Origin of the sequence: Alloalcanivorax sp. C16-2 (assembly GCF_046507615.1) — a bacterium.
In the GTDB taxonomy this organism is placed as follows: Bacteria; Pseudomonadota; Gammaproteobacteria; order Pseudomonadales; family Alcanivoracaceae; genus Alloalcanivorax; species Alloalcanivorax marinus_A.
The window spans coordinates 1728753-1754680 of record NZ_JBKFTL010000001.1 but is presented as its reverse complement, the minus strand read 5'-3'; the positions used below and the strand labels follow the sequence as shown (position 1 = coordinate 1754680).

Sequence of the window (25928 nt, the reverse complement as noted above, 5' to 3'; positions counted from 1 at the left end):
TCTTCACGGTGGGGCAATCAGGCGCGCATGCGCAGAGCCGCCAGCATGGTTTCCAAACGCGGCACGGCGACGCCGTGCTGCTGGGCGATGGCCACCACGTTGCCAAGGATGGCATCCAGCTCGATGGGCCGCCCATTGAGGTAATCCAGCGCCATGCTGTTCTTGTAGGCGGGCATCTTGCGGGTGCCTTCGATGTTGCTGTCCACCAGTTGCGGCGGCAACGGGTGCCCGTCCGCGGCGGCGGCGGCCATCACCTCTTCCATCATGCCGCGCACCAGTTCCTCCCCACCGGGGGCGTCCAGCATGGTCAGGGTATCGGCACCGTTGGCGAGCACCGAGAGCGGGTTGAACGGCGTGTTCCAGACGCACTTGAGCCAGCGTTCCCGAACCACGTCCTCGGCCAGCTTGATGTCGATGCCGCCGGCCACGAACAGGTCACGCAGGGCTTCGCAGTGAACGTCCAGGCCGGACGGGAAACGCCCCATCACCAGGCGGCCATAGGCGTTGTGCTTGATGCGCCCGGGCGCCACCCGGCTCACGGCGACGAACGCCAGGCAACTGATAATGGGATTGTCCGGGTAGGCGTCGGCCAGTTCACGTTCAATGTCCAGGCCGTTCTGGATCAGCACGATGCGGGTGCCCTCGCCCACCCAGGGTTTGACCAGGGCGGCGCGGTCGCTGCCGGGCAGCACCTTGGTGGCCAGAATCACATAGTCCGGGGTGGCGGCCGGGGCATCGCCGTCCCTGTACAGGTGGTCCGGGGTCCAGGAGATATCCCCCAGGGGGCTTTCGAACTGGAAACCGTGCTCCTTGATGGCGTCGTATTCGGAGCGTACCACGGCGCTCACGGTGCAGCCGGCGCGCTTGAGGATGGCACCGTAGAAGCTGCCAATGGCGCCGGCGCCGATAATCAGGGCATGGGGTTGGGAATCGGTCATCAGGATTTCTCCGCGTGCATTCGTTGCTCGCCCCGGCGCAGCGCGCGCAGGGGCCAGAAACCGAGAACGAAAACGATCAGTAACATGAGATAGGCGTCGTCGAAGCCCACCTCGAAGGCGTGGCCGTGGCCGGCCTCGGGGAAAGCCCGCCAGTAACGGTCGGAAAAAAATTGTACGCAGATGGCGCACAGGTTGATGCCCAGGGCACCACCGATCTGGCGGCCGAAGTTGATGATGCCGGAGCCCTGGGAAATCAGCGCCGGCGGCAACATCATCAGGCTGCCGGTGGTCACCGGCGGCATCATCAGGCCCATGGCGAGGCGCGCCAGTATCGCCCAGGCAATCAGCCAGGCACCGGTGGTGGTGGCATCGGCGGCGCGCATCATCACCATGCTGGCGATGAAGAACAACAGGCCAGCGGCCACCAGGCCGGTGATCGGCATGCGGTCGGTGAGGTAACCGACGAACGGGAAGATGAACGCCATGGCCAGGCCGGCGGGCATCAGCATCAGACCGGAGGCGGAAGCGCTCAACCCGGATACCTGCTGGAAATACAGCGGGAACAGATAGGTGGAGGCGAACACCCCGGCGCCAATCGCCATGGAGAGCAGGAAACCGCCGCCGAAGCCAGGGGTGGCGAACACCCGCAGGTCAAACAACGGATGGGGGGCGCGCCGCTGCCAGAGCACGAAGACAATCAACAGCAACGGACCGCCCACCAGGGCGCTGAGCAGCAACGGCTCCAGCCAGCCACGGCGCAACCCGGAGGCCATCGCCCACAGGGTGGCGGTGAGTCCCAGACTGAGCAGCGCCAGGCCGGCCCAGTCCAGACGGGGGGCATCCGCTTCCCGGTGGTCGGGCAGGAAGGCGCGGCCCAGGGCCATGGCCAGGGCGCAGGCGGGCAACACCACGAAGAAGGTGGCACGCCAGGACCAGGCGTCCACCAGCACGCCGCCCAGGGCCGGCGCGATGGCCGGCCCCAGGATCACGCCCATGCCGTAGATGCCCATGGCCTGGCCGCGCTTGTGCAGCGGAAACACCTGGAAGATAGTGATCATCGCCAGCGGCTGGATCATGCCGGCCATCACCCCCTGCACCACGCGGGCCAGCACCAGCACGGTGAAGCTGTCGGCGAACCCGCCCACCAGGGAGGCGACGATGAAGATTCCCATGGCCAGCAGGAACGCCCGGCGGGACCCGAAGCGGGCCACCGCCCAGGCATTGAGCAGCATGCCCACGGTCATCGCCGCCAGAAAACCGGTGGCGAGCCAGTGCACCTGATCCTGGGCCAGAGCGTATTGAGCCATGATCGATGGCACCGCCACATTGATGATGGTGGCGGCGAGCACCACGGACAGGGTGCCGAGCATCACCGTGACGGTGGCGAACCATCGATAGCGGGCCCCATGACGCTCGAACAGGAGCGCCACGGCCGGATTGTCGGACATGGAGGACCCTTACTTCAGGGTCGGGTCGTCACCGACACGAATCAGCAGCTTGCCCCGGTTCTTGCCTTGCAGCAGTCCCTGGAACGCGGACACGGCGTTTTCCAGGCCGTCCACCACATCTTCCTGGTATTTGACCTTGCCGTCACGAATCCAGGCGCTCATATCACGCTGGAAGTCCGGGCCACGGTGGGCGTAATCGAACTGGATAAAGCCCTTGAGCAGCAGACGCTTGACCAGCACCTTGCCCATGAAGCCGGGCAGGCGGTCCGGGCCCTGGGGCTGCTCGGTGTCGTTGTAGTGGGCGATACGGCCGCACACCGGAATGCGGGCGAAATCGTTGACCAGCTCCATCACCGCGTCGAAGGTCTCGCCGCCCACGTTCTCGAAGTAGACGTCGATGCCGTCGGGGCAGGCGTTCTTGAGCTGGTCGCGGAAGTCCGCGTCCTTGTAGTTCACGCAGGCGTCGAAGCCATAGGCTTCCACCACGTGCTTGCACTTGTCCTCGGCGCCGGCCACGCCGACCACGCGGCAGCCCTGGATTTTGGCGATCTGACCGACCACCTGACCCACCGCGCCGGCGGCGGCGGACACCACCACGGTCTCGCCTTTTTGCGGCTTGCCGATTTCATCCAGGCCCACATAGGCGGTGAAGCCTGGCATGCCGAGCACGCCCACGGCGGTGCTGATCGGTGCCTGGGCCGGGTCCAGCTTGCGCATCATTTTCGGGCTGTTGACGGAATACTCCTGCCAACCCCCGGGGCACAGCACATAGTCGCCCTGCTTGAAGTCGCCGCTGCGCGATTCCACCACCTGGCCCACGGTGGCGCCCTCCATGACGGAGCCCTCCTCGACGCTGGCGGCATAGGACTTGGCGGCGCTCATGCGACCGCGCATGTAGGGGTCCAGGGACAGATAGATGGTGCGTACCAGTACCTGGCCGTCGCCCACTTCCGGGACACTGCCTTCCTGGAGTTTCAGGTTTTCATCACCGGGCATGCCGGTGGGACGTTTGGCGAGAATGATCTGGCGATTGACGGTCATGATGCTCTCTCCCGATAAATTTGTTATTCGTGACAAACCGTAGCAGCGACTTCAGTCGCGATTGCCAAGGCGGTTGATCGCGACTGAAGTCGCTCCTACGGAGAATTAGGACAACAAAAAAAGGCGACCCGCGGGCCGCCCTTTTTGGTTACGCCGCGTGGTCGTCCACATCGATCAGGGTTTCCAGGATACCCAGATGGTATTCCCGGTCGCCGAACCAGTGGTCGATCATCACGATGCGCTTGGCGTAATGGGAAACCGGGGTCTCCTCCATCATGCCCATGCCACCGAACAGCTGGATCGCTTCCTCGGCCACCTTGCGGCCGGATTTGCCGACCTGGGCCTTGGCCGCGGAGATGCGTTTCTTGCGCAGGTCCGCCGGAGCGTCCAGGCTGCAGGCCGCGAGCATGGTGATGGAACGCACTTTTTCCAGTTCCATGCGCATTTCCACCATGCGGTGCTGCAGGGCCTGGAATTTACCGATCGGCACGCCGAACTGCTGGCGTTCCTTGATGTATTCCAGGGTCTGGTCGCAGGCCACTTCCATGGCGCCGGAGGCTTCCGCGCACAGGGTGATCAGGGCCAGATCCAGAGTCGCTTCCAGAGCGTCGATGGCCTTGCCTTCCTCGCCCAGCAGGGCATCGGCGCCGACCTTGACGTTGCTCAGGGTGATCTCGGCGGCGTGCAGACCGTCGATGGTCGGGTAGCCCTTGCGGCTCACGCCGTCGGCGTTGGCGTCGACGATGAAGGCGCTGAGGCCGTCGCGGGCGTCGGCGTCACCACCGGTGCGGGCGATCACCACCAGCTGATCGGCGCTGTCACCGTGCAGGACCACGGCTTTCTCGCCGCTGAGCACATAGCCGTCGCCATCCTTCTTGGCGCTGGTCTCGACCACGGTGTGGTCGTAGCGGCCCCGGGCCTCGTAGGCGGCCAGGGCGAAGCGGGTTTCACCGCCGATGATGGCGCTCACCCACTGTTCTTTCTGGGCATCGTCGCCGAGCTTGTCGATCAGGGTGCCGGAGAGCACCACGGTGGCCAGGTAGGGTTCCACCACCAGGCCACGACCGAAGCCCTCGGCCACCACCATCAGCTCCGGACCACCGCCGTTGAAGCCACCGGCTTCCTCGGAGAACGGCACGCCCAGCAGGCCCAGCTCGGCGAACTGGTTCCACATGTCGGTGCTGAAGCCCTGCTCGGACTCCAGGATCTTGTTGCGCGCGTCGAAGGTATAGGTGTCACGGACCAGACGACCCACGGTCTCTTCGAGCATGCGCTGCTCGTCGTTGAGTTTGAAATCCATGTTGGTCGACTCCTTACAGTCCGAGGATCATCTTGGAGATGATGTTCTTCTGAATTTCGTTGGAGCCCCCGAAGATGGAGAGCTTGCGGAAATTGAAGTAGCGGCTGGCCACGGAGGCGGCGAATTCCGGACCCACGTAGGGGCCCTCGAAATCGCCTTCCAGCTCCTCGGGGAGGAACGGCAGCGCGTGGGGGCCGGCGGCGCGGCGGAACAGATCGGTGATCTCCTGACGCAGCTCGGTGCCCATGATTTTCAGGAAGGAGCTTTCCGCGCCGGGCACGCCACCGGCCTCGGCGGCGGCCACGGTGCGCAGGTTGGTCATCTCCAGGGACATCAGCTCCATTTCCACGTCCGCCAGGCGGGCGCGGAAATGCGGCTCCTCGATCAACGGCTTGCCGTTGACGATCTGCTCGCGGGCCACTTGCTTGAGGTGCGCCAGGGCGGCCTTGGAGGAACCGACGCCGGCAATGCCGGTACGCTCGAAGGTGAGCAGGTACTTGGCGCAGGTCCAGCCTTTGTTCTCCTCGCCGACCAGGTTCTCCACGGGAACCTTGACGTTATCGAAGAACACTTCGTTTACTTCGTGCTCGCCGTCCAGGGTGATCAGCGGGCGCACGGTGATGCCCTCGCTTTTCTCCATGTCGATGAGCAGGAAGGAAATGCCTTCCTGTTTCTTGGCATCCGGGTCGGTGCGCACCAGGCAGAAAATCATGTTGGCGTGCTGACCAAGGGTGGTCCAGGTCTTCTGGCCATTGACGATGTAGTGATCGCCTTCGCGCACCGCGCGGGTCTTCAGGCCGGCCAGGTCGGAACCGGCGCCGGGCTCGGAGTAGCCCTGGCACCACCAGTCGTCACTGCGCAGGATGCGCGGCAGGTAATAATCCTTCTGCTCCTGGGTGCCGAACTTGATGATCACCGGAGCGACCATGTTGACGCCGAACGGCAGCACGGTGGGAGCGCCGGCTTCCGCGCACTCTTCCTCGAAGATGTGCTTCTGGATCGGGCTCCAGCCGGTGCCGCCATGTTCCTTCGGCCAGTGCAGGGCCAGCCAGCCCTGCTCGTTAAGAATCTTCTGCCAGCGGACCGTGTCTTCCTTGCCCAGGCGTTTGTGCTCTTTCACCTTGCGGGAAATATCCGCCGGCAGTTTGTCGTTCAGGAAGGTACGCACTTCGTCACGGAACGCGCGCTCTTCCGGGGTGTAATTAATATCCATAGTGTCCTCTCTAATGCCGCGATGAACGAGCTCAGCCGTAAAAGCCCTTGCCCTCGTTGGCCAGCTTCTCGAGCAGCGCCGCCGGCTTCCATACATCGTCACCGGTTTCCTTGTGGAACTGGCTCACCTTGTCATAAATGGTTTTGAGGCCCACGGAATCGGCCCAGAACAGCACGCCGCCCCGGTACACCGGGAAGCCGTAGCCGTAGATCCAGATCACGTCCACGTCCAGGGGGCGGGCGGCGATGCCCTCCTCCAGGATCTTGGCGCCTTCGTTGACCATCACGTACATGCAGCGCTCCAGGATTTCCTGATCGCTGACTTCACGGGACTGAATGCCCTGCTCTTCGCGGAATTTGGCGATCAGAGCGTCAACCTCGGATGAAGGCACCGGGGTACGGTCGCCTTCCTTGTAGTCAAACACACCGGCCTGGGTTTTTTGGCCCAAGCGGCCCTGCTCGACCAGTTCGTCGGTCCAGTTACGCGGCGGCGCGTTGTCGGGATCTTCCTTACGCAGCTCCTCGCGAATGCGATAACCCACGTCCATACCGGCCAGGTCGGACATGGCGAACGGGCCCATCGGGAAACCCAGATCGAACAGCACCTTGTCCACCTGGGCGGGGCTGGCGCCTTCGTTGACCAGTTGCACGGCTTCCGCCTGACGCTTGTGCAGCATGCGGTTGCCGACGAAGCCGTGGCACACGCCCACCAGCACGCCGACCTTGCCGATGCGGCGGCTCAGGTCCATGACCGTGGCGATCACGTCATCGGAGGTTTTCTCGCCGCGCACGTTTTCCAGCAGCTTCATGACGTTGGCCGGGCTGAAGAAGTGCATGCCCATGACGTCCTCGGGACGCTGGGTGAAGGCGGCGATGCGGTTCACGTCCAGGGTGGAGGTGTTGGTGGCCAGGATCGCGCCCTTCTTGCAGACCCGGTCCAGCTCGGAGAACACGGCTTTCTTCACGTCCATGTTCTCGAACACCGCTTCGATCACCAGGTCCACGTCGGACAGGTCGTCGTAGCTCAGGGTGTGCTGGATCAGCGCCATGCGGTCTTCCACCTGCTGGGCGGTGATGCGGCCTTTCTTGGCGGTGTTCTCGTAGTTCTTGCGGATCACCGCGATGCCTTTCTCCAGCGCCTCTTCCTTCACTTCCAGGATCTTCACCGGGATGCCGGCGTTGGCGAAGTTCATGGCGATGCCGCCGCCCATGGTGCCGGCGCCGATCACCGCCACCCGGTTGATCTCGCGCTTGGGGGTGTCCTTGGCCAGGCCGGGCACCTTGGCCACTTCCCGCTCGGCGAAGAACACGTGGCGCTGGGCGCGGGATTCCGGGCTCACCAGCAGTTCGGCGAACAGCTCGCGCTCACGCTTCATACCCTCGTCGAAGGGCAGCTCCACCGCCGCCTGCACCGCCTTGATGCAGTGGAACGGGGCCTTGAAGCCGCGCTGTTTGCGGGCGATGGATTTCTCGAAGTTGCTGAACAGGTCGGCGTCTTCCTTTTGTGCCTGCAGATCGCGGATGCGACGCAGCGGCGCGTTGTCGGCGGCCAGCTTGCGGGCGTAGGCCAAAGCCCCTTCCAGCAGATCACCGTCGACGATCTCGTCGACGATGCCCAGGGCCAGGGCATCCTTGGCTTTCACCGGGTTACCGGAGACGATCACCTCGAGGGCCTTCTGGGCGCCGATCAGGCGCGGCAGACGCTGGGTGCCACCGGCACCGGGCAGAATACCCAGTTTCACTTCCGGCAGGCCCACCTTGGCGGACCCCACGGCCACGCGGTAGTCGCAGCCCAGCGCCACTTCCAGGCCACCGCCCAGGGCGGTGCCGTGAATGGCGGCGACCACCAGCTTGTCGCTGCTCTCGTACTCGGCGACCACGTCCGGCAGGGCCGGGCCCTGGGGCGGCTTGCCGAATTCACGGATGTCGGCGCCGGCCGGGAAGGTACGGCCTTCGCCGATCACCACCAGAGCCTTGGCCTGGTCGTCCTTGAGCCCCTGGCGCAGACATTCGACCAGCCCCTCGCGCACGCCCTGCCCCAGGGCATTGACCGGCGGGTAATTGACGCTGATGACGCCGATGTCGCCTTCCAGGCGGTAGCTGACTACGTCGCTCATGATCTCTCCTTCAGCAAAAAGCCCCGGAAATGTCTTTTTTCGCCATGTTTCCGGCGTCTCCGGTGGCCTTTAGAACGGGTTGAATTCCAGGCCCCTCAGTATAAGAAAAGCGGGCCTTTTATCAATAATTCGAAACTTGGTTTTATCTAGCGGACGAGCCCGCCAATGACCGGATCACGGCACGGAGGCCTCCGGCTGGCGGAATCAAAAAGGGCACCCTCCCGGGTGCCCTTGGTACCGCCGGTGGCGGGCTTACTCTTTGTAGTCGGAGGTTTCGCGAATCACCACTTTGCCGTCGACCACTTCCGCGATTTGCGGATCGGCGCCCAGGTTACCGTCCTCGGTGATGTCGGTCACGTCATAGGGGTTGTGGTTGGGGTCCACCTTGGCCAGGGCCTTGGGGATGGCCGCGCGAATGGCGCGCGGGTCGTCCACGCTGCCGGCTTCCTGCATGGCGTGCATCACCAGGTAGGTGGCGAAGTAGTGGTAGGCGGTTTCCGAGGTGGCAACGCCGTCGTGCTTCTCTTTCCACAGCTTGACGAAACGCTCCGCGCCCGGGGTGTTGTACTCGGCCAGGGGCACCACGCCCACGGAACCTTCCAGGGATTCCAGGCCGCCGGACACCTTGGCCACTTCATCGATCTTGGCCTGGTCCATGATCACGAAGCCGCCCTTGAAGCCCAGCTCCCGGGCCTGCCGCACCACCAGACCGGTGGGCTCGGAGGCGCCCCCCACGAACAGCACGTCCGGCTTCTCGGAAAGCACCTTGCTGACGCCGGTGTAGAAATCCGCGGACTTGTTGTAATCCATCGGGTTCATGGACACCACGTCACCGCCGGCCTTGCGCCATACCGGCACGAATTCCTTGGTCCAGTACTTGGCGTAGTCGTGGGTGGCATTGGCCACGCCCAGTTTCTTGCCGAAGCGGTCCATGGTGATCTTGGTGAACGGCACCAGGTAATCGGTGAAGTTGGGCGGGATCTTCACGGTCAGCTCGTTGCCCTTGGCGGTTACCGCCGGCACCGAGGTGTAGGACATGATCAGGAAGCCGTCGCGCTCGTTGAACGCCTGCAGCGCGAAGGTACCACCGGAGTGCGGGGTGAAAATCACCGGCGCCTTGTATTGTTGCACGAGGCGCTTGCCGTTCACCGCCGCCTGGCTGGGCGAGTATTTGTCATCCAGGGATTCGATCTCGAGGGTGTAGTTCTCGCCATCCACGTCGAAACCACCGGCGGCGTTGATTTCCTCGGCGGCCATGCGCATGCCTTCCAGGGTGTTCTCGCCGTACAGGGCGGCGCCGCCGCTGAGCGGACCGGTGAAACCGATGGTCACTTCCTCGGCGTGAGCCGCGCCACCCAGGGCCAGGGCCACGGCGCTGGCGGTCGCCAGGCGTTTAAAGGTTTTGGTCAGATTCATTATGCTTTTCTCTCCCATTGTTTTTGTTGGGCTATTGTTGTGTGTTGTGGTGCGTGTCGCGTTGATGCGTGTCAGGCCCCGATGTAGGCCTTGCGGACCGCTTCGTTGCCGAGCATGGTCTCGCGATCACCCTCCATCACCAGGCGACCGTTTTCGATCACGTAGGCCCGGGTGGCGATTTTCAGTGCCGCGAAGGCGTTTTGCTCCGCCAGCAACACGGTGGTGCCTTCCTGGTTGATCGCCTGCACGGCGCTGAACACCTGCTTGACCACCAGCGGCGCCAGCCCCAGGGAAGGTTCGTCGAGCATCAGCAGCTTGGGGCGTCCCATGAGAGCACGACCGATGGCCACCATCTGCTGCTGGCCGCCACTCAGTGAGCCGGCGGCGTCATCCTTTTTGTCGTTCAAAATGGGGAACATTTCAAGAACGTGACCCAGGGTTTTTTTCATGCCGGCCCTGTCGCGCCGGTGCACGTAGGCGCCGAGCATCAGGTTCTTCATCACCGACATCTCCGGGAACAGCTTGCGGCCTTCCGGGCACTGTACCACGCCGGCCTGGACCAGCGCCGAGGGTTTACGACCGGTCACGTCCTGGCCGTTGAGGCTGACGCGACCGGCGCTGGGCTTGAGCAGCCCGCTGATGGTATTGAACAGGGTGGTCTTGCCGGCGCCGTTGGCGCCCAGCAAGACCACCAACTCACCCTGTTCCACGTTCATGGACACGCCATCCAGGGCCTTGAAGCCGTCGTATTTGGCGTCGACGTTCTCAAGCTTCAACATCTTCGTCACTCCCCAGATAAGCTTCGATCACCACCGGATCGTTCTTGATTTGTTCCGGCGTGCCTTCGGCGATCTTCTCGCCATGGTCGAGCACCATGATCTTGTCCGCCAGGCTCATGATCATGTCCATCTTGTGTTCGATCAGGCACACGGTGATGCCGTGATCGACCATCTTGCGGATCAGACCGGCCAGGTTCTCGGTTTCCTCCGGGTTGATGCCGCCGGCCGGTTCGTCCAGCAGCACCAGTTCCGGGTCGGTGGCCATGGCCAGGGCAAAGGCCACCCGTTTGCGCTCTTCCTGGCTGATGTCGACGATGTAGCGGTGCCCCAGATGCGAGAGGCCGACGAAGTCGAGCACTTCCTCGGCGCGGGCGCGGCACTTCTTCTCCTCGTCGCGCAGACGCTTGGAATTGATGATCACATCCCACAGCCGCGACTGGGTACGCAGGCGATGGCCGACGATCAGGTTGTCCAGCACCGTGGACTGATCGAACAGCATGGTGGTCTGGAAGGTGCGGGCGATGCCCAGCCGGGCGATGCGGTCCGGCGACATGCCGGTGACATCGATGCCCTGGAATTCGATGCTGCCTTCGCTGGGGGGCATGGCGCCGGCCACCAGGTTGAAGAAGGTGGTCTTGCCGGCGCCGTTGGGGCCGATGATGGCATTGATCTGGCCGGCCTGGAAATCGACGCTCACGTCATTGACCGCCGCCAGCCCGCCAAAGCGCTTGGTGAGGTTCTTGATGCTCAGCATTGTTTTGTTATCCGCCATGATCAGCCGGCCTCCCCCTGGTTGCCGTCACTGGAATCACCGACCCGGGACTCGGCGCGCCGGGCTGGCGCCTTGCTCGCCAGCCGGCGACCACGCCAGGTCAGGAAGGTGCCGACGATGCCCTTGGGCATGAAGATCACCAGCACCACCAGCAGCGGGCCGAACACGATCATGCGGTATTCCTCGAACGACTGCACCGCCTGGGTGATCCAGGTGATCAGCAGGGTGCCCACCAGCGGCCCCATCAGGGTGCCGATGCCGCCCACCAGCAGGTAGGTGATGACGTCGAAGGTGTGGGTGATTTCCGCCAGGTCGGGGCCGATGAAGCGCACCACGCCGGCGAGCAGCGCCCCGGCCAGGCCGGCGTAGGTGGTGGACAGCACGAACGCCAGGACCTTGTTGCGCATCAGGTTGATACCCAGGGACTGGGCCAGATCGTCGCTGATACGAATAGCCAGGAAAGTGCGGCCCACCAGGGAGCGGGAGATGCGGCTGATCAGCCAGATCGCCAGCACCAGGAAGAACAGCACCAGGTAGTAGAACGGGATGGTCTCGGTGAAGTCCACCAGCCCGAAGCCTTCCGGCGGCGCGATGCTGATCACGCCCAGGGTACCGTGGGTGAGCTCTTCCCATTTTTCGATCAACAGATAGATGATGAAGCCCACGCACAGGGTAAAGATGGCGAAGTAATGTTCCTTGAGGCGCAGGGACACCACGCCCACCAGGAAACCGAAGAAAGCGCCGAGCACGCCGGCGGCGATGAACGCCGGCCAGAACGCCCAGCCGTAATCCACGGTGAGCAACCCCACGGCGTAGGCACCGATGGCGAAGAAACCACCGTGGGCCAGGTTCAGCTGGCCGCAGTAACCGGTGATGATGTTAAGGCCGTAGACGGCGATGGCCCAGACGAAGGCCAGCGCCATCACGTAGATCTGGTATTCGCTGGCGGCCACCCAGGGGAACAGGATCGCCGCCACCAGCAGCACCACCTTCATGGCCGGGCTGGCGAGGAAGTTCATGACGCGGTCCATTAGCGCACCCCCTTGGTGAACAGGCCGGTGGGTTTGATCGACAGGATCGCCACCAGCAGCACGAAGGCGATCAGATCCTTGTAGGTGCCGGACAGGTAGTAGCCACCCAGGGCTTCGGCGAAGCCGATGATCAAGCCGCCGACGATGGCGCCGGGGATACTGCCCATGCCGCCCAGGATGATGATCACGAACGCTTTCATGATCACCAGGTGCCCCATGGCCGGGTAGACCAGGTTGATCGGCGCGAACAGGGTGGCGCCCACCGCCGCCAGGAAACCGGCGATGGCGAAGGTCATCATCGCCACCCGGTTGGCGTCGATACCCACCAGGAAAGCGCCTTCGCGGTTCTGCGCCATGGCGATGATGGTGGAACCGGTCATGGTCTTCTTCAGATACAGATGCAGCGCGCCCATCAGGCTGAAGGCGCCGACGATGATCAGCAGACGCTGGGCCGGCAGGGTCAGGGAGCCGAAGTGGAAGATTTCGGTATAGGGAGTGGGCATGCGCCGGAAGTCGGCGCCCCAGTGCATCTGCACCAATGCCTCGAGAAACAACAGAATACCGATGGCGGCGATCTTGTCATGGATCGGTGGCGCATGGCGCAGTGGATGAAACACCAGCCGCTCGCACAGCACCGACAGCAGCGCCACCACCAGGCCGGCGCCAAGCATGGCGACCCAGTAGTTGAGGCCGTGCTCGACCATGATGAAGTAACTGATGTAGGCGCCCACCATGTAGAGCGCGCCGTGGGCGAAGTTGGGAACGTGCAAAATGCCGTACACCAGGGTCAGCCCCAGGGCCACCAGCCCGTAGATGCTGCCCAGCGTCAGGCCATTCAGCGCTTGCTGCAGAAACGCGTCCAAGGCTTGAACTCCTCGTTATGGTTATGAAACCGCCTCGCGCGGTGCCCCAAGGTCCCACCATTGAACGGGCCCGCGCTGTCGAGACGGCTTCGGTTTTTGTGTTGTTCTGTTGTGTACTGTCTTGCTCAGGCTTGTTTCTTGGCGCGGGCCCACTCCTCTTCCTGAAGCGCGCGCCACATCAGCTTACCGGTGGGTGAACGGGGCAGCTCGTCACGGAATTCGACGATTTGCGGCACCTTGTAGGCGGCCATCTGCTCCTTGCACCACTCGATGATGTCGTTCTCGCTGACCTTGCCCTTCTGATCCTTGGCCAGCACCACGCACGCCTTGACGGTTTCACCGCGCCGTTCGTGGGGGGCGGAGATCACACAGCTCTCCTGGATCGCCGGATGTCGATACATAAGACTTTCGACCTCGGCGGGCCAGACTTTAAATCCGGATGCATTGATCATGCGCTTGACCCGGTCGACGATGAAGAAATAGCCCTCTTCGTCGTAGTAGCCCATGTCGCCGGTGCGGAAGAAACGTTGGCCATCCAGTTCAATGAAGGCCTTCTTGGTTTCTTCCGGACGGTTCCAGTAGCCCTGGAACACTTGCGGGCCACGGGACACGATCTCGCCCACCTCGCCCACGCCCAGCTCTTCGCCGGTATCCTCGTTGATGATGCGCGAATCGGTGTCGAACACGGGAATGCCCAGGCACTGCTTCTTGGGGTGCTCCGGCGGGTTGATGTGGGTGGCGGCGATGGTTTCGGACAGGCCGTAGCCTTCCATATAGCGCAGACCGGTGAGATTGAACAGTTTGTCCGAGACCGCCTCCGGCATGGCCGCGCCGCCACCGCCAATGTTCTGCAGGCTGGACAGGTTGAAGGTCTCCACCTCCGGATCGGAAAGCAGATCGATCGCCATGGTGACGATGTTGGTCCAGCTGGTGACCTGGTAACGCTCGATCAGCTTCGCCGCCACGCGGCGGTCCCAGCGGGTCATCAGCACGATGCAGCCGCCCAGGAAAATGGGGCTGTTCATGGCGCCCTGCATGCCGGTGACATGGAAGTACGGCAGGGTCGCCAGCACCACGCCTTCACGACCGCCGCCGGGACGCCAGGCGGCGCCGTGCACGCAGGTGGCCATCACCGAACGGTGGGTGTGCATGCACCCCTTGGGCGCGCCGGTGGTGCCGGAGCTGTACGGGAACACGGCGAGATCATCCGGGCCCACCAGCAGTTCACCGGGGCGGTGACCGGCGGCCAGGGCATCCGCCCAGCCGATCAGGCCTTCGCCGCGCACCGGTTGCGCCGGCGCCTTCACTTCCGCGGGCAGGTCCAGGTCGGTGTCGGCGGCGGCATAGTCGCCGTAGGCAGCCACGATCACGTGGCGCAGACGCTCATGGCCGATCAGCGGCTGGATCTGGGGCAGCACTTCCTGGCCGCACAGGCATACGGCGGCCTGGGTATCTTCCAGGTAATGCTCCAGTTCGGCGCTGCGGTTCATCGGGTTGATCGGCACCACGATGGCATTGGCGCGCAGGATGGCGTAATAGCCGATGATGAATTGCGGCGCGTTCTGCATGAAAAGCAGTACCCGGTCGCCTTTTTCCACGCCGAGATGCTCGAGCTGTCCGGCCAGCGCGTCCACCTGCTCCTTGAGTTCCCGATAGGAGATGGCCTTGTCGTAATAGACAACGGCGTTCTCGTCGGGGTAGCGCAGCGCGGAAATCTCCAGGTTGGTATAGAGGCTGGTTTCCGGCAGGGTCAGATGGTGCGGGGCCCCGTCCGGCCAGACGGCGAAATGCCGATCGAACATGCCTGTACTCTCCCTTGTGATGCTGTTTGCGGCGCGGATCGGGCCACGCCGTTTTTGTTAGATACAGGAAATAGCACACCCAAGCGCCCGCTCGGGGCACCCGGGGGCGGTCTCCGGAGTGAATCTGGCGGTCAATCTGACACGCCGCCCCAGGGCCGTCAATACTATTTCGGAATAACGTTCCAAAAACGAAACGGCACTCCGAAACGCCGTATCGCGGCTGAAGCCGCTCCTACAGCCCCCTCCCGACAGGAGCGATTCACACCGCCGGACAAGACCTTGCAGGAGCGGCTTCAGCCGCGATCACAGCCGCCCAGTCCTTACGGGAACGAGTTCATCCACGATCAAGACGCGGCGCCTCATCCTGATTCCAGCATTGTTCGGCGAACACGTCGTCGCAACGGGTCGGTTGCAGCGGCATCACCGAAACATAGCCGTCGCGCAGGGCGACCACGTCGGACCGCGGATGCTCGATGGAGCCAGGCCGGCGCTCGAACGCCAGCCAGTGGTAGGACAGGCCGCGGCCGTCGGTGCCATGCACCAGGCGCGGCCCGGCGATGCCGCCACTCACCTGGCGGGTGAAGCGGCAACCGCGCAGCTCCGCCACCGGCTGGTCCGGAAAATTAAGATTCCAGCAGGCCCGCTGGTAGCCGTCCCGGTCGGCGCCGGTTTCCCAAAGCTGACGAATCAGCGGCGCCGAATGGCGTGCGGTGGGCTCGTAATTGATGGCCTCGCGGTCGCCCACGAAGGCCTGGCTCAGGGCAATGCCCGGCAGGCCCAGGTGGGCCGCCGCCAGCACCGCGCCCACGGTGCCCGAGTACATCACCGAGTCGCTCAGGTTGGCGCCGCAATTGACCCCGGACAACACCAGATCCGGCGCGTCCTCGGCGAACCACTCGGCCATGGCGAACATGACGCAGTCCGCCGGTGTGCCGGATACCGCGAAGCGGCGTTCGCCATGATGGTATACGCGCAACGGCGAATGCAGGGAGATGCCCTGCCCCACGCCGCTCTGGTCGTGTTCCGGCGCCACCGTCCACACCTCCTCGGCGAGCTCGGCGGCCACCGCTTCGGCCACCACCAGGCCCGGGGCGTCGATACCGTCATCGTTGGTGACCAGAATCTTGCGGAACATTTTCATTACCGACCTCTTGAACATCATGGTAGGAGCGGCGGAACCGCCGCTCCTACAACTCTTATTTATGGGTCCGCGCGATCTGCCAGCCCCGCTCGGCGATCAGCCCGGCGCGTTTGCCCACTTCCAGAGCGTTTCGATCGCTGGCGTTACCTTGCAGGGCGCGGGCATAAACGCCCTGCAGAATCGCCGCCGAGCGGAACAGGGCGAACGCCAGGAACACCGGCCAGTCGCTGATGCCATCACGGCCGGCGCCCTCGCAGTAGCGTTCCAGCAGGGTACGCTCGTCGGGGATGCCGCGGGCGGCTAGATCAAGCCCATCCAGGCCACGCACGCCGTTGACGCCATGGGGCATATGGTACGGCAGACAGCAATAGGCCAGGTCCGCCAGCGGGTGGCCGATGGTGGCCAGTTCCCAGTCCAGGACCGCCACCACCCGGGGCTCGTGATTATCCACCAGCAAATTGCCGAGCCGGAAATCGCCATGGGCGATGGCGGCGCTGTCGTCGTCGGGGATATGGTCCGCCAGCCAGGCCATGAGGTTATCCATGGCCGGCAGGTCGTCGGTTTTGGAGGCCTCGTACTGGGCGCTCCAGCGTTTCACCTGCCGGGTCACGTAGCCCTGGGGCTTGCCGAAATCACCCAGCCCGGCGGCCTGGTAGTCGACCCGGTGGAGCCGCGCCAGGGTGTCGATCTTGTCGTGGTAGAGACGGGCGCGGTCGGCTTTGTCAAGGCTTTCCAGTTGCGGTTGGCTGTAGACCCGGCCGGGCACGAAGTCCATTACGTAAAAGCTGGTACCGAGTACCGTCTCGTCCTCGCACAGTACGCGCATGGTCGGCACCGGCACCTGGCCATGCTCGCCGAGGGCCTTCATGACCCGGTACTCGCGATCCACCTGGTGCGCCGAGGGCAACACCTTGCCGGGCGGCTTCTTGCGCAGCACATAGCGGCGCGCGCCACTTTCCAGCAAATAGGTGGGGTTGGATTGCCCACCCTGGAACTGGCGCACCTTCAGCGGGCCATCGAGCAGATCCTGGCCGGCCAGGTAGTCCGCCAGGCGGCCCTCGTCGAGACGGTGCGCCTCCAGCACCGGCACGATTTCCGGTTGACCTTCCATAATGAAACCCTCAAATCGGCTTCAAACCGCAAGCCTCCGGCCCATCAGGCCGCCACCTCCAGCTTGCGGCTTGAAGCTTGCAGCCGTGTTAACAGATGGTCTCGCCGCCGTCGGCGACAATGGTCTGACCGGTGACATAGGCACTGGCGTCGCTGGCCAGGAACAGCGTCACGCCGGCGATGTCCACCGGCTCGCCGATACGGCGTACCGGGGTACGCTCCTCGGCGCGCTTGCGGCGCTCCGGGTCCTCGGTGAGTGCCTTGGCGAAGTCGGTGCGCACCAGCCCCGGGGCGATGGCGTTGACACGGATGTTGCGCGGCCCCCACTCCACCGCCAGGTTGCGGGCCAGGGCCGCCTCGGCGGCCTTGGACACACCATAGGTACCGATCACGGTATTACCGCGCAGGCCGGCGATGCTGGAAATGATCACCACCTTGCCGCCGCCGTTCTTGTCCATCTCCGGCAGCACCCGGTTACACAGCCAGAAGGTGCCCTTGACGTTGGTGTCCATGATCTTGTCCCAGGCCTCGTCGGTAAGCTCGGCGGTGGGACCGTAGACCGGATTGGTGGCGGCGTTGCACACCAGAATATCGATTTTGCCAAAGGCGGCCAGGGTTTCGTCGACCAGGTTCATCAGGTCGTCTTTCTTGCCCACGTTGCAGGGCACGGCGATGGCCTCGCCGCCTTCCGCTTTGATCGCCTCGCACACTTCGTGGCAGGGCTCCGGCTTGCGACTGGAAATCACCACCTTGGCGCCGGCGCGGGCCATTTCCTCGGCGATGGCCTTGCCGATGCCCCGGGTGGAGCCGGTGATCAGGGCCACCTGGCCGGTCAGATCGAAGAGTTTGCTCATTGTTGTTCTCCTTGGTTTTACCGATACCGACCCAGCTCCAGCTTGGCGATGGTGTCCAGGTGTACCTCGTCCGGGCCGTCGGCCAGGCGCAGGGTGCGCAGGTTGGCCCAGGCGGACGCCAGGAAGGTGTCCTGGCACACGCCCAGGGCACCGTGCACCTGAATGGCGCGGTCCACCACCTTGAGGGCCATTTCCGGTGCGATCACCTTGATCATGGCGATTTCCTGACGGGCCACCTTGTTGCCCACGGTGTCCATCATGTGCGCCGCCTTGAGGGTCATCAGGCGCGCCTGTTCAATCTCCAGGCGCGAACGGGCGATGTCCTTGCGAATGGAATCGAACTGCGACAGCTTGCGACCGAAGGCCTCGCGGGCCTCGACCCGCTGACACATGGCTTCCAGGGCGCGCTCGGCCAGGCCGATGGTGCGCATGCAGTGATGGATGCGGCCCGGTCCCAGGCGGCCCTGGGCGATCTCGAAGCCACGGCCTTCGCCAAGAATCAGGTTGGACGCCGGCACGCGCACATTGTCATAGACGATTTCCGCGTGCCCCTTGGGGGCGTGGTCATAGCCGAACACATGCAAAGCGCGTTCGATCCGGACCCCGGGGGTATCCAGAGGCACCAGAATCTGGGACTGTTGCTGATGGCGCGGCGCGTTCGGGTCGGTCTTGCCCATCACGATGGCGATCTTGCAGTCGCTGGACATGGCGCCGGAAGACCACCATTTGCGGCCATTGATCACGTAGTCGTCGCCGTCCCGTTTGATCTCGGTGCAGATGTTGGTGGCGTCGGAAGAAGCCACCGCCGGTTCGGTCATCGAGAAGCAGGAGCGGATCTCGCCGGCCAGCAGGGGCTTGAGCCATTGTTCCTGCTGTTCCGGGCTGCCATAGCGGGCCAGCACTTCCATGTTGCCGGTATCCGGCGCGGCGCAGTTGAATACCTGGGGAGCGAAGGCAACGCGCCCCATCACCTCGCACAGGTGGGCGTAATCGTAGTTGCTGAGCCCGGCACCCAGGTCGCTTTCCGGCAGGAACAGGTTCCACAGGCCGGCGGCCCTGGCCTTCTGTTTGAGTTCCTTGAGGATCGGCGGCGGCGTCCAGCGATCCTCGCTGGCGGCGTGCTGCTCGGCGTACACCGTTTCATTGGGATAGACGTGCTGGTCCATGAAATCGACCAATTGGTCGTACAGGCCCTGGGCCCGTTCGGAAAGGGGCAGCATGGCGCTCTCCTCGCATTGTTATGCGCCCGCTAACGGCGGACATACTTATCGGTAGGTCCGGCAATGTGGCATGGAGGATCGGTTCCGTCAAATAAATCGAAATGGTGTTTCAGGTTTACGGATCGAGGCCGCCAGGCGGCGTGTGGGCGCCCTCTCCGGCGATGGTGGGGCAGTAACGAAGGGTGGCGATGTAGCTGTCGACGAAGTCGGCGGCCTCGCGGTCCAGGTCGAAGGAACCGGGCAGCAGCAACCAGGTGTAAAGCAGGCCCGTCATTTGCACGTGCAACTGGGTGACGGCCCGGTCCAGGTTCAGGGTGGCGGGCAGTTGACCACGCTCGACGGCGTTGAGCAGGGTGCGCCGCACCTTGTCGCCACCGTCCAGGAAGCTTTCCCGGACCCGCTGCATCAATGGGTCGGTCTGGTCGGTGAATTCACATTTATAGAACAGGATCTCGAATACCCTGCGATGACCCGGGTCACGCACGGTACGTTGGAGGACACTGATGAGCAGATCACGAAAACGCCCCAGAGGGTCGGACTCGCTGGGGTCCTCGGCCCGCTGGGAGAGCGCCTCGGTGGGCAGCCGGTGGCGCTCAAGCATGGCGGCGAACACATCCTGCTTGTTCTTGAAATGCCAGTAGATCGCGCCGCGCGTCACTCCCGCCTGCTGGGCGATGTCGTTCAGGGAGCTGCGCGCCACGCCCTTACGATGGAAAACCAACTCCGCGGCATCGATGATCTGCTCGCGGGTCTCCTGGGCTTCCTCTTTGGTGCGTCGGGCCATGGTCCGGTCCTGGGTTCCACGATAGTTTCACTTTTCCCTACTATACATACGTTCTTGGATGTATGTATACTTCCGAGCTTCCCTGGCTTGATACGAATCAAAGAACCGAGGTTTCCATGCGCACAGGTTCGGTGTTCTTCCCCTTTATTGTTCTTTTCAGCCTGGCCCTGGCCGCCTGCGGCGGTAATGGCGAGCAGCAACAGCAGGCCGGCGCTCCGCCGGAGGCCGGCTTCATCACCGTGCGGTCCCAGAACTTCACGCTGATCAATGAGCTGCCGGGCCGCACCAGCCCCTACCAGATCGCCGAGGTGCGCCCCCAGGTCACCGGCATCGTCGAGAAGCGGCTGTTCGAAGGTGGCGAGCTGGTGAAAGCCGGCCAGCCGCTCTATCAGCTCGACGACAGCCTCTATAAGGCCGACGTGGCCAGCGCCCGGGCCAACGTGGCCAGCGCCGAGGCGACCCTGAAGTCCACCCGTCTGCGCGCCGAGCGTTTCGACAAGCTCCTGAAGATGAAGGCGGTGAGCCAGCAGGAGTACGACGAGGCCCAGGCCGCCCTGGGCGAGACCCAGGCCCAGGTGGACGCCGCCCGGGCGGCGCTGCAAACCGCCCGCATCAACCTGGATTACACCACCATCAAGGCCCCCATCGACGGCCGCATCGGTCGCTCCGTGGTGACCCCCGGCGCCCTGGTCACCGCCAACCAGACCCAGGCGCTGGCCACCATCCGCCAGCTTGATCCGATCTACGTGGATCTGACCCAGTCCAACCAGGAGCTGCGGCGCCTGCGCGCGGCCTTGCAGGCCGGCCGCCTGCAGCAGGTGGGCGAGGACAAGGCCCGCGTCACCCTGCTGCTGGAAGACGGCAGCGAATACGGCGAGGCCGGCACCCTGCAGTTCTCCGAATTCGCGGTGGAGGAAAGCACCGGCTCCGTGACCCTGCGCGCCCTGTTCCCCAACCCGGATAACGACCTGCTGCCCGGCATGTTCGTGCGCGCGCGGCTGCCCCAGGGCGAGCGCGAGGACGCCATCCTGGTGCCGCAGAAAGGCGTCACCCGGGACCCCAACGGCAACGCCACCGCCCTGGTGATCGGCCAGGACGACAAGGTCGAGCAGCGGCGGGTAACCACCGAACGGACGGTGGGCAACCGCTGGCTGATCAGCGACGGCCTTCAGGCCGGCGACCGGCTGATTGTCGAGGGCCTGCAGAAAATTCGCCCCGGCGCTCCGGTGAAACCGGTGGAGCTGAAACAGGACACGTCGGATTCCGACACCATCACGGTGACACCGGAAGACAGCGCCGATGGCACATCGGCGCCCAAGACCGACCAGACAGACGACGCCCAGGCGCAAGACGCGCGGTAAACGAACGCCCACGCAACAGGGACAATCATGGCCAGATTCTTTATTGACCGACCCATCTTCGCCTGGGTGATCGCCATCGTCATGATGCTCGCCGGGGCACTGTCGATCTATAACCTGCCGGTGGAGCAATACCCCACCGTGGCGCCGCCGGAAGTCTCGATCCGCGCCACCTACCCCGGCGCCTCCGCCGAGGCGGTGGAGGACTCGGTGACCCAGGTCATCGAGCAGCAGATGAACGGCATCGACAACCTGCTCTACATCGACTCCACCAGTGATTCCACCGGCACCGCGCAGATCGCGTTGACGTTCGCCGCCGGCACCGATCCGGACATCGCCCAGGTGCAGGTGCAGAACAAACTGCAGCTGGCCACGCCGCGCCTGCCCCAGGTGGTGCAGCAGCAGGGGGTGCAGGTCAGCAAGTCGTCCGACTCCTTCCTGATGGTGCTGGCCGCCACGTCCAGCAACGGCAGCATGAGCCGTACCGACCTGTCGGATTACCTGGGCGCCAACGTCCAGGACCCGCTCAGCCGCGTGCAGGGGGTGGGCACCACCCAGTTGTTCGGTGCCCAGTACGCCATGCGCGTGTGGCTGGACCCGAACAAGCTCAACCAGTACGACCTGACCCCCACCGACGTGATCCAGGCGATCACGGTGCAGAACAACCAGGTCACCGGCGGTCAGCTGGGTGGCCAGCCGGCGGTGGAAAACCAGCAGCTCACCGCCTCGATCATCGTGCAAACCCTGCTGGAAACGCCGGAGGAATTCGGCGAGATCCTGCTGCGCGTGGACAACGATGGCTCCCGGGTACGCCTGCGCGACGTGGCGGAGATCAAGCTCGGTTCGGAGAACTACAACTTCGACGCCCGCTTCAACGGCATGCCGGCCTCCGGCATCGGCATCAACCTGGCCTCCGGCGCCAACGCCCTGGACACCGCCGACCGGGTGCGCGCTCGCCTGGATGAGTTGAGCGAGTTCTTCCCCGAGGGCATGGAGATCTCCTACCCCTACGACACCACGCCGTTCGTGAAGATCTCCATCCTGGAGGTGGTGAAAACCCTGTTCGAGGGCATCGCCCTGGTGTTCCTGGTGATGTTCCTGTTCCTGCAGAACTTCCGCGCCACCCTGATCCCCACCATCGCCGTGCCGGTGGTGTTGCTGGGCACCTTCGCGGTGCTGTTCTCGTTCGGCTTCACGGTCAACACCCTGACCATGTTCGGCATGGTGCTGGCCATCGGTCTGCTGGTGGACGACGCCATCGTGGTGGTGGAAAACGTGGAACGGGTGATGGAGGAAGACGGGCTCGGCCCCCTGGAAGCCACCCGCAAATCCATGGATCAGATCACCGGCGCCCTGGTCGGCATCGCCCTGGTGCTGTCGGCGGTGTTCGTGCCGATGGCGTTCTTCCCCGGCTCCACCGGCGCCATCTACCGTCAGTTCTCGATCACCATCGTGTCGGCGATGACCCTGTCGGTGCTGGTGGCCTTGATCCTCACCCCGGCGCTGTGCGCCACCATGCTCAAGCCTTCCTCCGCCCAGCACAACGAGAAGAAAGGTTTCTTTGGCTGGTTCAACCGCAACTTCAACCGCGCCAGCCACGGCTACCAGAGCCGGGTCGAGAAGATGATCGGCCATCGCGGCCGCTACCTGCTGATCTACGTGGCCATCGTGGCGGTGCTGGGCTTTACCTTCACCCGCCTGCCCAGTGCCTTCCTGCCCGAGGAAGACCAGGGCATCCTGCTCAGCCAGGTGCAATTGCCGGTGGGCTCCACCCTGGGCCAGACCATGGATGTGCTCGGCAAGATGGAGGACTACTACCTCAACAAGGAAGAGGCGGTAACGTCCATCTTCACGGTGGGTGGTTTCAGTTTCGCCGGTCGCGGCCAGAACTCGGGCATCGCCTTCGTGCGGCTCAAGGACTGGGAAGAACGGGACCTGAGCACCAACGGCGTGCGCCAGGTCATTGGCCGTTCCATGGGCTATTTCTCGCAAATCCGCGAGGCCATCATCTTCGCCCTGAATCCGCCGGCGATCCCGGCGCTGGGCACCTCCGGCGGCTTCAACTTCCAGTTGCAGGATCGCGGCGGCCAGGGCCATGACGCCCTGGTACAGGCCCGCGACCAGTTGCTGGGCGCCGCCAACCAGGCCGGCACGCTGACCCAGGTGCGCTACAACGGTCTGCCCGACGCGCCCACCTACGATCTCAACGTGGATCGCCAGAAGGCGCAGGCCATGGGCGTGTCCCTGGACGACATCAACAACACCCTGTCGGTGGCCTGGGGCTCCAGCTACGTCAACGACTTCATCGACCGGGGCCGGGTCAAGCGGGTGTACGTGCAGGGCGACGCGCCCTTCCGCATGCTGCCCGAGGACATCAACGACTGGTACGTACGCAACGGCGCCGGCGAGATGGTGCCCTTCAGCACCTTCTCCGAGGGCGAATGGACCTATGGCCCGCAGCAACTGCAGCGCTATAACGGCGTGTCGTCGATGAACATCCAGGGCGACGCCGCCGCCGGCGTCAGCACCGGTGAAGCCATGGCCACCATGGAACGGCTCGCCCAGGACCTGCCCCAGGGCTTCGGTTTCGAATGGACCGGCCTGTCGTTCCAGGAACAGCAGGCCGGCGCCCAGGCGCCCGCTCTGTATGCTCTGTCGCTGCTGGTGGTGTTCCTGTGCCTGGCGGCGCTGTACGAGAGCTGGTCGATTCCGTTCGCGGTGATGCTGATCGTGCCCCTGGGTGTGATCGGCGCCGTGCTGGCGGCCATGCTGCGTGGCCTGAACAACGACGTGTTCTTCCAGGTCGGCCTGCTCACCACGGTGGGGTTGTCGGCGAAGAACGCCATTCTGATCGCCGAATTCGCCAAGGACCTGGAGGACGAGGGCTACTCACTGCTCAAGGCCACCCTGGAAGCCACGCGCATGCGGTTGCGTCCGATCCTGATGACCTCCCTGGCGTTCGGCCTCGGCGTGACACCGCTGATGCTGAGCACCGGCGCCGGCTCCGGCGCCCGCAACGCCATCGGTACCGGGGTGTTCGGCGGCGTGGTGGCGGCCACCGTGCTGGCGATCTTCTTCATCCCGCTGTTCTATGCCCTGGTGCGCCGCATCTCCGGCGTGCCGCTGACCGGCAAGAAGGACGGCGGCACCGCCCTTGAGGATCGGGAGGCACGGCCATGAGCGTTCTGAATCGACCCTGCGCCCTGCCCCTGCTGGCCGCCCTGACCCTGGGCGGCTGCACCCTGGCCCCGGACTACCGGCAACCGGCCTCGCCGGTGCCGGCCACCCTGGGCGAGGACGGCGTCGCCGCCACCGGCTCGGTGATGCTGCCCGGCTGGCGGGCACTGTTCACCGACCCGCACCTGCAGCAACTGATCGACACCGCTCTGAGCAACAACCGGGACCTGCGGCTGGCGATGCTGGACGTGGCCGAGGCCCGCGCCCAGTACCGCATCGAAGGCGCGGACCTGCTGCCCGGCGTCAGCGTCAACGGCGACGGCACCCGCCAGCGGGTACCCGCCGATCTGAGCAGCAGCGGCGAGAGCACGGTGCAGAGCCAGTATGGCGTCAACGTGGGCATCGCCGCCTACGAGCTGGATCTGTTCGGGCGTATCCGCAGCCTCAAGCAATCGGCGCTGGAGTCCTACCTGGCCACCGAGGAAGCGCGCCACAGCGCCCGCATCACCCTGGTGTCCGAGGTGGCCAACGCCTACCTGACACTGATGGCGGACCGCGAAAACCTGCGCATCAGCGAGGAAACCCTGAGCGCCCAGCGCGAATCCGTGGATCTGGTGCAAGGCCGCTTCGATCTCGGCCTGGGTTCGGAACTGGACCTGCGCCAGGCCCAGGTGGCCCTGGAAACCGCCCGCGCCAACCAGGCCCGCTACCAGCGCCGGGTGGCCGCCGACCGCAACGCCCTGGCGGTGCTGGTGGGCGCGCCGCTGCCGTCGCTGCCCGGCGAGGACCTGGATAACCCGGCGGTGGCCACGCTGCCGGAAGTACCCGCCGCGCTGCCCTCCTCGGTTTTGCGCCAGCGCCCGGACATCCAGCGCGCCGAGCATGCTCTGCGTGCCGCCAACGCCAACATCGGCGCGGCGCGGGCGGCGTTCTTCCCGAGCATCAGCCTGACCGCTTCCGCCGGCACCGCCAGCGCCGAGCTGTCCGGGCTGTTCGAAAGCGGCTCCAAGGCGTGGGCGTTTTCACCCAGCATTTCGCTGCCGATCTTCAGCGGTGGCCGCAACCGGGCCAACCTGGACCTGGCCGAGGTGCGCCGTGACCAGAACGTGGCCCGCTACGAGCAGGCCATCCAGACCGCCTTCCAGGAAGTGGCGGACGCCCTGGCGGCCCGGGATTCCCTGGCCGATGAGGAACGCGCGCAAACCGCCCTGGTGGACGCCACCGAGCGTTCCCTGGTTCTGGCCGAGGCGCGTTACCGGGAGGGCGCCGACGATTATCTGGCGGTGCTGGACGCGCGCCGCGAGTTGCTCACCGCCCGCCAGCAGCGGGTGTCGGTGACGCTCGATAAGCTGGCCAACCGCATCACGCTGTACCGGGCCCTCGGCGGCGGCGGCGCGGCGGACCGCGCCACGCTGATCGGCGCCGCCCAGGCCGGCGCCGCGGCCGGTGCCACGAAGGACACCGGGAGCACGCCCCAAGGCTGATCCCGTCACGGTCGCCGGCCCCGCCGGCGACCGGCTCCGTCTCCCATGCTTGGACATTTACGCTGATCTTTTTCGCGTTTT

General features: G+C 64.6%; 20 protein-coding genes. 3 read left to right on the top strand and 17 right to left on the bottom strand.

The window, feature by feature from the left end; all coding sequences use genetic code 11:
• Positions 1-17 precede the first annotated feature (17 nt).
• The 17 genes from ACLD02_RS08210 to ACLD02_RS08130 form a co-directional block, all read right to left on the bottom strand.
• Positions 18-938 carry a ketopantoate reductase family protein gene (locus ACLD02_RS08210; protein ID WP_203100676.1) on the bottom strand — a complete coding sequence of 307 codons (921 nt, stop codon included), beginning with the start codon at positions 936-938 and terminating at the stop codon, positions 18-20.
• The gene (locus tag ACLD02_RS08205) at positions 938-2386 is read right to left on the bottom strand and encodes an MDR family MFS transporter (RefSeq protein ID WP_203100674.1); all 1449 of its coding nucleotides are present in this window, start codon (positions 2384-2386) and stop codon (positions 938-940) included. Before ACLD02_RS08205 ends, ACLD02_RS08210 begins: the two co-directional genes overlap by 1 nt.
• A gap of 9 nt (positions 2387-2395) precedes the next feature.
• Positions 2396-3427, bottom strand: a complete 1032-nt coding sequence (locus ACLD02_RS08200; RefSeq protein WP_203100672.1) for an NADP-dependent oxidoreductase — start codon at positions 3425-3427, stop codon at positions 2396-2398.
• 148 nt (positions 3428-3575) lie between these two features.
• A complete protein-coding gene (locus tag ACLD02_RS08195; RefSeq protein WP_410298414.1) occupies positions 3576-4727 on the bottom strand; it encodes an acyl-CoA dehydrogenase family protein in 1152 nt (383 codons plus the stop codon).
• Between the two features lie 13 nt (positions 4728-4740).
• Complete coding sequence (locus ACLD02_RS08190; protein ID WP_203100668.1) at positions 4741-5940, bottom strand: acyl-CoA dehydrogenase family protein; 1200 nt, start codon at positions 5938-5940, stop codon at positions 4741-4743.
• A gap of 31 nt (positions 5941-5971) precedes the next feature.
• Positions 5972-8056 (bottom strand): 3-hydroxyacyl-CoA dehydrogenase NAD-binding domain-containing protein, encoded by a 2085-nt coding sequence (locus ACLD02_RS08185; RefSeq protein WP_410298413.1) that lies wholly within the window; start codon positions 8054-8056, stop codon positions 5972-5974.
• Between the two features lie 252 nt (positions 8057-8308).
• Positions 8309-9472 carry an ABC transporter substrate-binding protein gene (locus tag ACLD02_RS08180; RefSeq protein ID WP_203100664.1) on the bottom strand — a complete coding sequence of 388 codons (1164 nt, stop codon included), beginning with the start codon at positions 9470-9472 and terminating at the stop codon, positions 8309-8311.
• Between the two features lie 71 nt (positions 9473-9543).
• Positions 9544-10251 (bottom strand): ABC transporter ATP-binding protein, encoded by a 708-nt coding sequence (locus tag ACLD02_RS08175; RefSeq protein WP_203100663.1) that lies wholly within the window; start codon positions 10249-10251, stop codon positions 9544-9546.
• The gene (locus ACLD02_RS08170) at positions 10238-11023 is read right to left on the bottom strand and encodes an ABC transporter ATP-binding protein (protein ID WP_238400805.1); all 786 of its coding nucleotides are present in this window, start codon (positions 11021-11023) and stop codon (positions 10238-10240) included. The genes ACLD02_RS08175 and ACLD02_RS08170 overlap by 14 nt, the downstream gene beginning before the upstream one ends.
• A 2-nt stretch (positions 11024-11025) precedes the next feature.
• On the bottom strand, positions 11026-12042 hold the full coding sequence (locus ACLD02_RS08165; RefSeq protein ID WP_238400804.1) for a branched-chain amino acid ABC transporter permease: 1017 nt from the start codon (positions 12040-12042) through the stop codon (positions 11026-11028).
• A gap of 11 nt (positions 12043-12053) precedes the next feature.
• Positions 12054-12917, bottom strand: a complete 864-nt coding sequence (locus ACLD02_RS08160) for a branched-chain amino acid ABC transporter permease (RefSeq protein ID WP_203100659.1) — start codon at positions 12915-12917, stop codon at positions 12054-12056.
• Between the two features lie 125 nt (positions 12918-13042).
• Positions 13043-14719, bottom strand: coding sequence for a long-chain fatty acid--CoA ligase (locus ACLD02_RS08155; RefSeq protein ID WP_203100657.1), 1677 nt, complete (start codon positions 14717-14719; stop codon positions 13043-13045).
• 334 nt (positions 14720-15053) lie between these two features.
• The gene (gene surE / locus ACLD02_RS08150; protein ID WP_203100655.1) at positions 15054-15860 is read right to left on the bottom strand and encodes a 5'/3'-nucleotidase SurE; all 807 of its coding nucleotides are present in this window, start codon (positions 15858-15860) and stop codon (positions 15054-15056) included.
• Positions 15861-15915: 55 nt separating this feature from the next.
• Positions 15916-16971, bottom strand: coding sequence for a phosphotransferase family protein (locus ACLD02_RS08145; RefSeq protein WP_410298412.1), 1056 nt, complete (start codon positions 16969-16971; stop codon positions 15916-15918).
• A gap of 88 nt (positions 16972-17059) precedes the next feature.
• Entirely contained in the window at positions 17060-17824 is a 765-nt protein-coding gene (locus ACLD02_RS08140; RefSeq protein ID WP_203100651.1) for an SDR family NAD(P)-dependent oxidoreductase, read from the bottom strand.
• Positions 17825-17841: 17 nt separating this feature from the next.
• Positions 17842-19044, bottom strand: a complete 1203-nt coding sequence (locus tag ACLD02_RS08135) for an acyl-CoA dehydrogenase family protein (protein WP_203100649.1) — start codon at positions 19042-19044, stop codon at positions 17842-17844.
• 115 nt (positions 19045-19159) lie between these two features.
• Positions 19160-19828 carry a TetR family transcriptional regulator gene (locus ACLD02_RS08130; protein ID WP_410298411.1) on the bottom strand — a complete coding sequence of 223 codons (669 nt, stop codon included), beginning with the start codon at positions 19826-19828 and terminating at the stop codon, positions 19160-19162.
• 116 nt (positions 19829-19944) lie between these two features.
• Between ACLD02_RS08130 and ACLD02_RS08125 the strand changes: the two genes are divergently transcribed.
• Genes ACLD02_RS08125 through ACLD02_RS08115 form a run of 3 tightly spaced genes read left to right on the top strand, consistent with a single transcriptional unit; the run spans position 19945 to position 25847 of the window.
• A complete protein-coding gene (locus ACLD02_RS08125; RefSeq protein WP_410298410.1) occupies positions 19945-21189 on the top strand; it encodes an efflux RND transporter periplasmic adaptor subunit in 1245 nt (414 codons plus the stop codon).
• Between the two features lie 27 nt (positions 21190-21216).
• Positions 21217-24366 (top strand): efflux RND transporter permease subunit, encoded by a 3150-nt coding sequence (locus ACLD02_RS08120; protein WP_410298409.1) that lies wholly within the window; start codon positions 21217-21219, stop codon positions 24364-24366.
• Positions 24363-25847, top strand: coding sequence for an efflux transporter outer membrane subunit (locus tag ACLD02_RS08115; RefSeq protein ID WP_410298408.1), 1485 nt, complete (start codon positions 24363-24365; stop codon positions 25845-25847). The genes ACLD02_RS08120 and ACLD02_RS08115 overlap by 4 nt, the downstream gene beginning before the upstream one ends.
• Positions 25848-25928 lie beyond the last annotated feature (81 nt).

Bases quoted from the DNA above. Each gene is read 5' to 3' on its own strand.
- ACLD02_RS08210 (WP_203100676.1), bottom strand. From the start codon at position 938: ATGACCGATTCCCAACCCCATGCCCTGATTATCGGCGCCGGCGCCATT.
- ACLD02_RS08205 (WP_203100674.1), bottom strand. From the start codon at position 2,386: ATGTCCGACAATCCGGCCGTGGCGCTCCTGTTCGAGCGTCATGGGGCC.
- ACLD02_RS08200 (WP_203100672.1), bottom strand. From the start codon at position 3,427: ATGACCGTCAATCGCCAGATCATTCTCGCCAAACGTCCCACCGGCATG.
- ACLD02_RS08195 (WP_410298414.1), bottom strand. From the start codon at position 4,727: ATGGATTTCAAACTCAACGACGAGCAGCGCATGCTCGAAGAGACCGTG.
- ACLD02_RS08190 (WP_203100668.1), bottom strand. From the start codon at position 5,940: ATGGATATTAATTACACCCCGGAAGAGCGCGCGTTCCGTGACGAAGTG.
- ACLD02_RS08185 (WP_410298413.1), bottom strand. From the start codon at position 8,056: ATGAGCGACGTAGTCAGCTACCGCCTGGAAGGCGACATCGGCGTCATC.
- ACLD02_RS08180 (WP_203100664.1), bottom strand. From the start codon at position 9,472: ATGAATCTGACCAAAACCTTTAAACGCCTGGCGACCGCCAGCGCCGTG.
- ACLD02_RS08175 (WP_203100663.1), bottom strand. From the start codon at position 10,251: ATGTTGAAGCTTGAGAACGTCGACGCCAAATACGACGGCTTCAAGGCC.
- ACLD02_RS08170 (WP_238400805.1), bottom strand. From the start codon at position 11,023: ATGGCGGATAACAAAACAATGCTGAGCATCAAGAACCTCACCAAGCGC.
- ACLD02_RS08165 (WP_238400804.1), bottom strand. From the start codon at position 12,042: ATGAACTTCCTCGCCAGCCCGGCCATGAAGGTGGTGCTGCTGGTGGCG.
- ACLD02_RS08155 (WP_203100657.1), bottom strand. From the start codon at position 14,719: ATGTTCGATCGGCATTTCGCCGTCTGGCCGGACGGGGCCCCGCACCAT.
- surE (WP_203100655.1), bottom strand. From the start codon at position 15,860: ATGAAAATGTTCCGCAAGATTCTGGTCACCAACGATGACGGTATCGAC.
- ACLD02_RS08145 (WP_410298412.1), bottom strand. From the start codon at position 16,971: ATGGAAGGTCAACCGGAAATCGTGCCGGTGCTGGAGGCGCACCGTCTC.
- ACLD02_RS08140 (WP_203100651.1), bottom strand. From the start codon at position 17,824: ATGAGCAAACTCTTCGATCTGACCGGCCAGGTGGCCCTGATCACCGGC.
- ACLD02_RS08135 (WP_203100649.1), bottom strand. From the start codon at position 19,044: ATGCTGCCCCTTTCCGAACGGGCCCAGGGCCTGTACGACCAATTGGTC.
- ACLD02_RS08130 (WP_410298411.1), bottom strand. From the start codon at position 19,828: ATGGCCCGACGCACCAAAGAGGAAGCCCAGGAGACCCGCGAGCAGATC.
- ACLD02_RS08125 (WP_410298410.1), top strand. From the start codon at position 19,945: ATGCGCACAGGTTCGGTGTTCTTCCCCTTTATTGTTCTTTTCAGCCTG.
- ACLD02_RS08120 (WP_410298409.1), top strand. From the start codon at position 21,217: ATGGCCAGATTCTTTATTGACCGACCCATCTTCGCCTGGGTGATCGCC.
- ACLD02_RS08115 (WP_410298408.1), top strand. From the start codon at position 24,363: ATGAGCGTTCTGAATCGACCCTGCGCCCTGCCCCTGCTGGCCGCCCTG.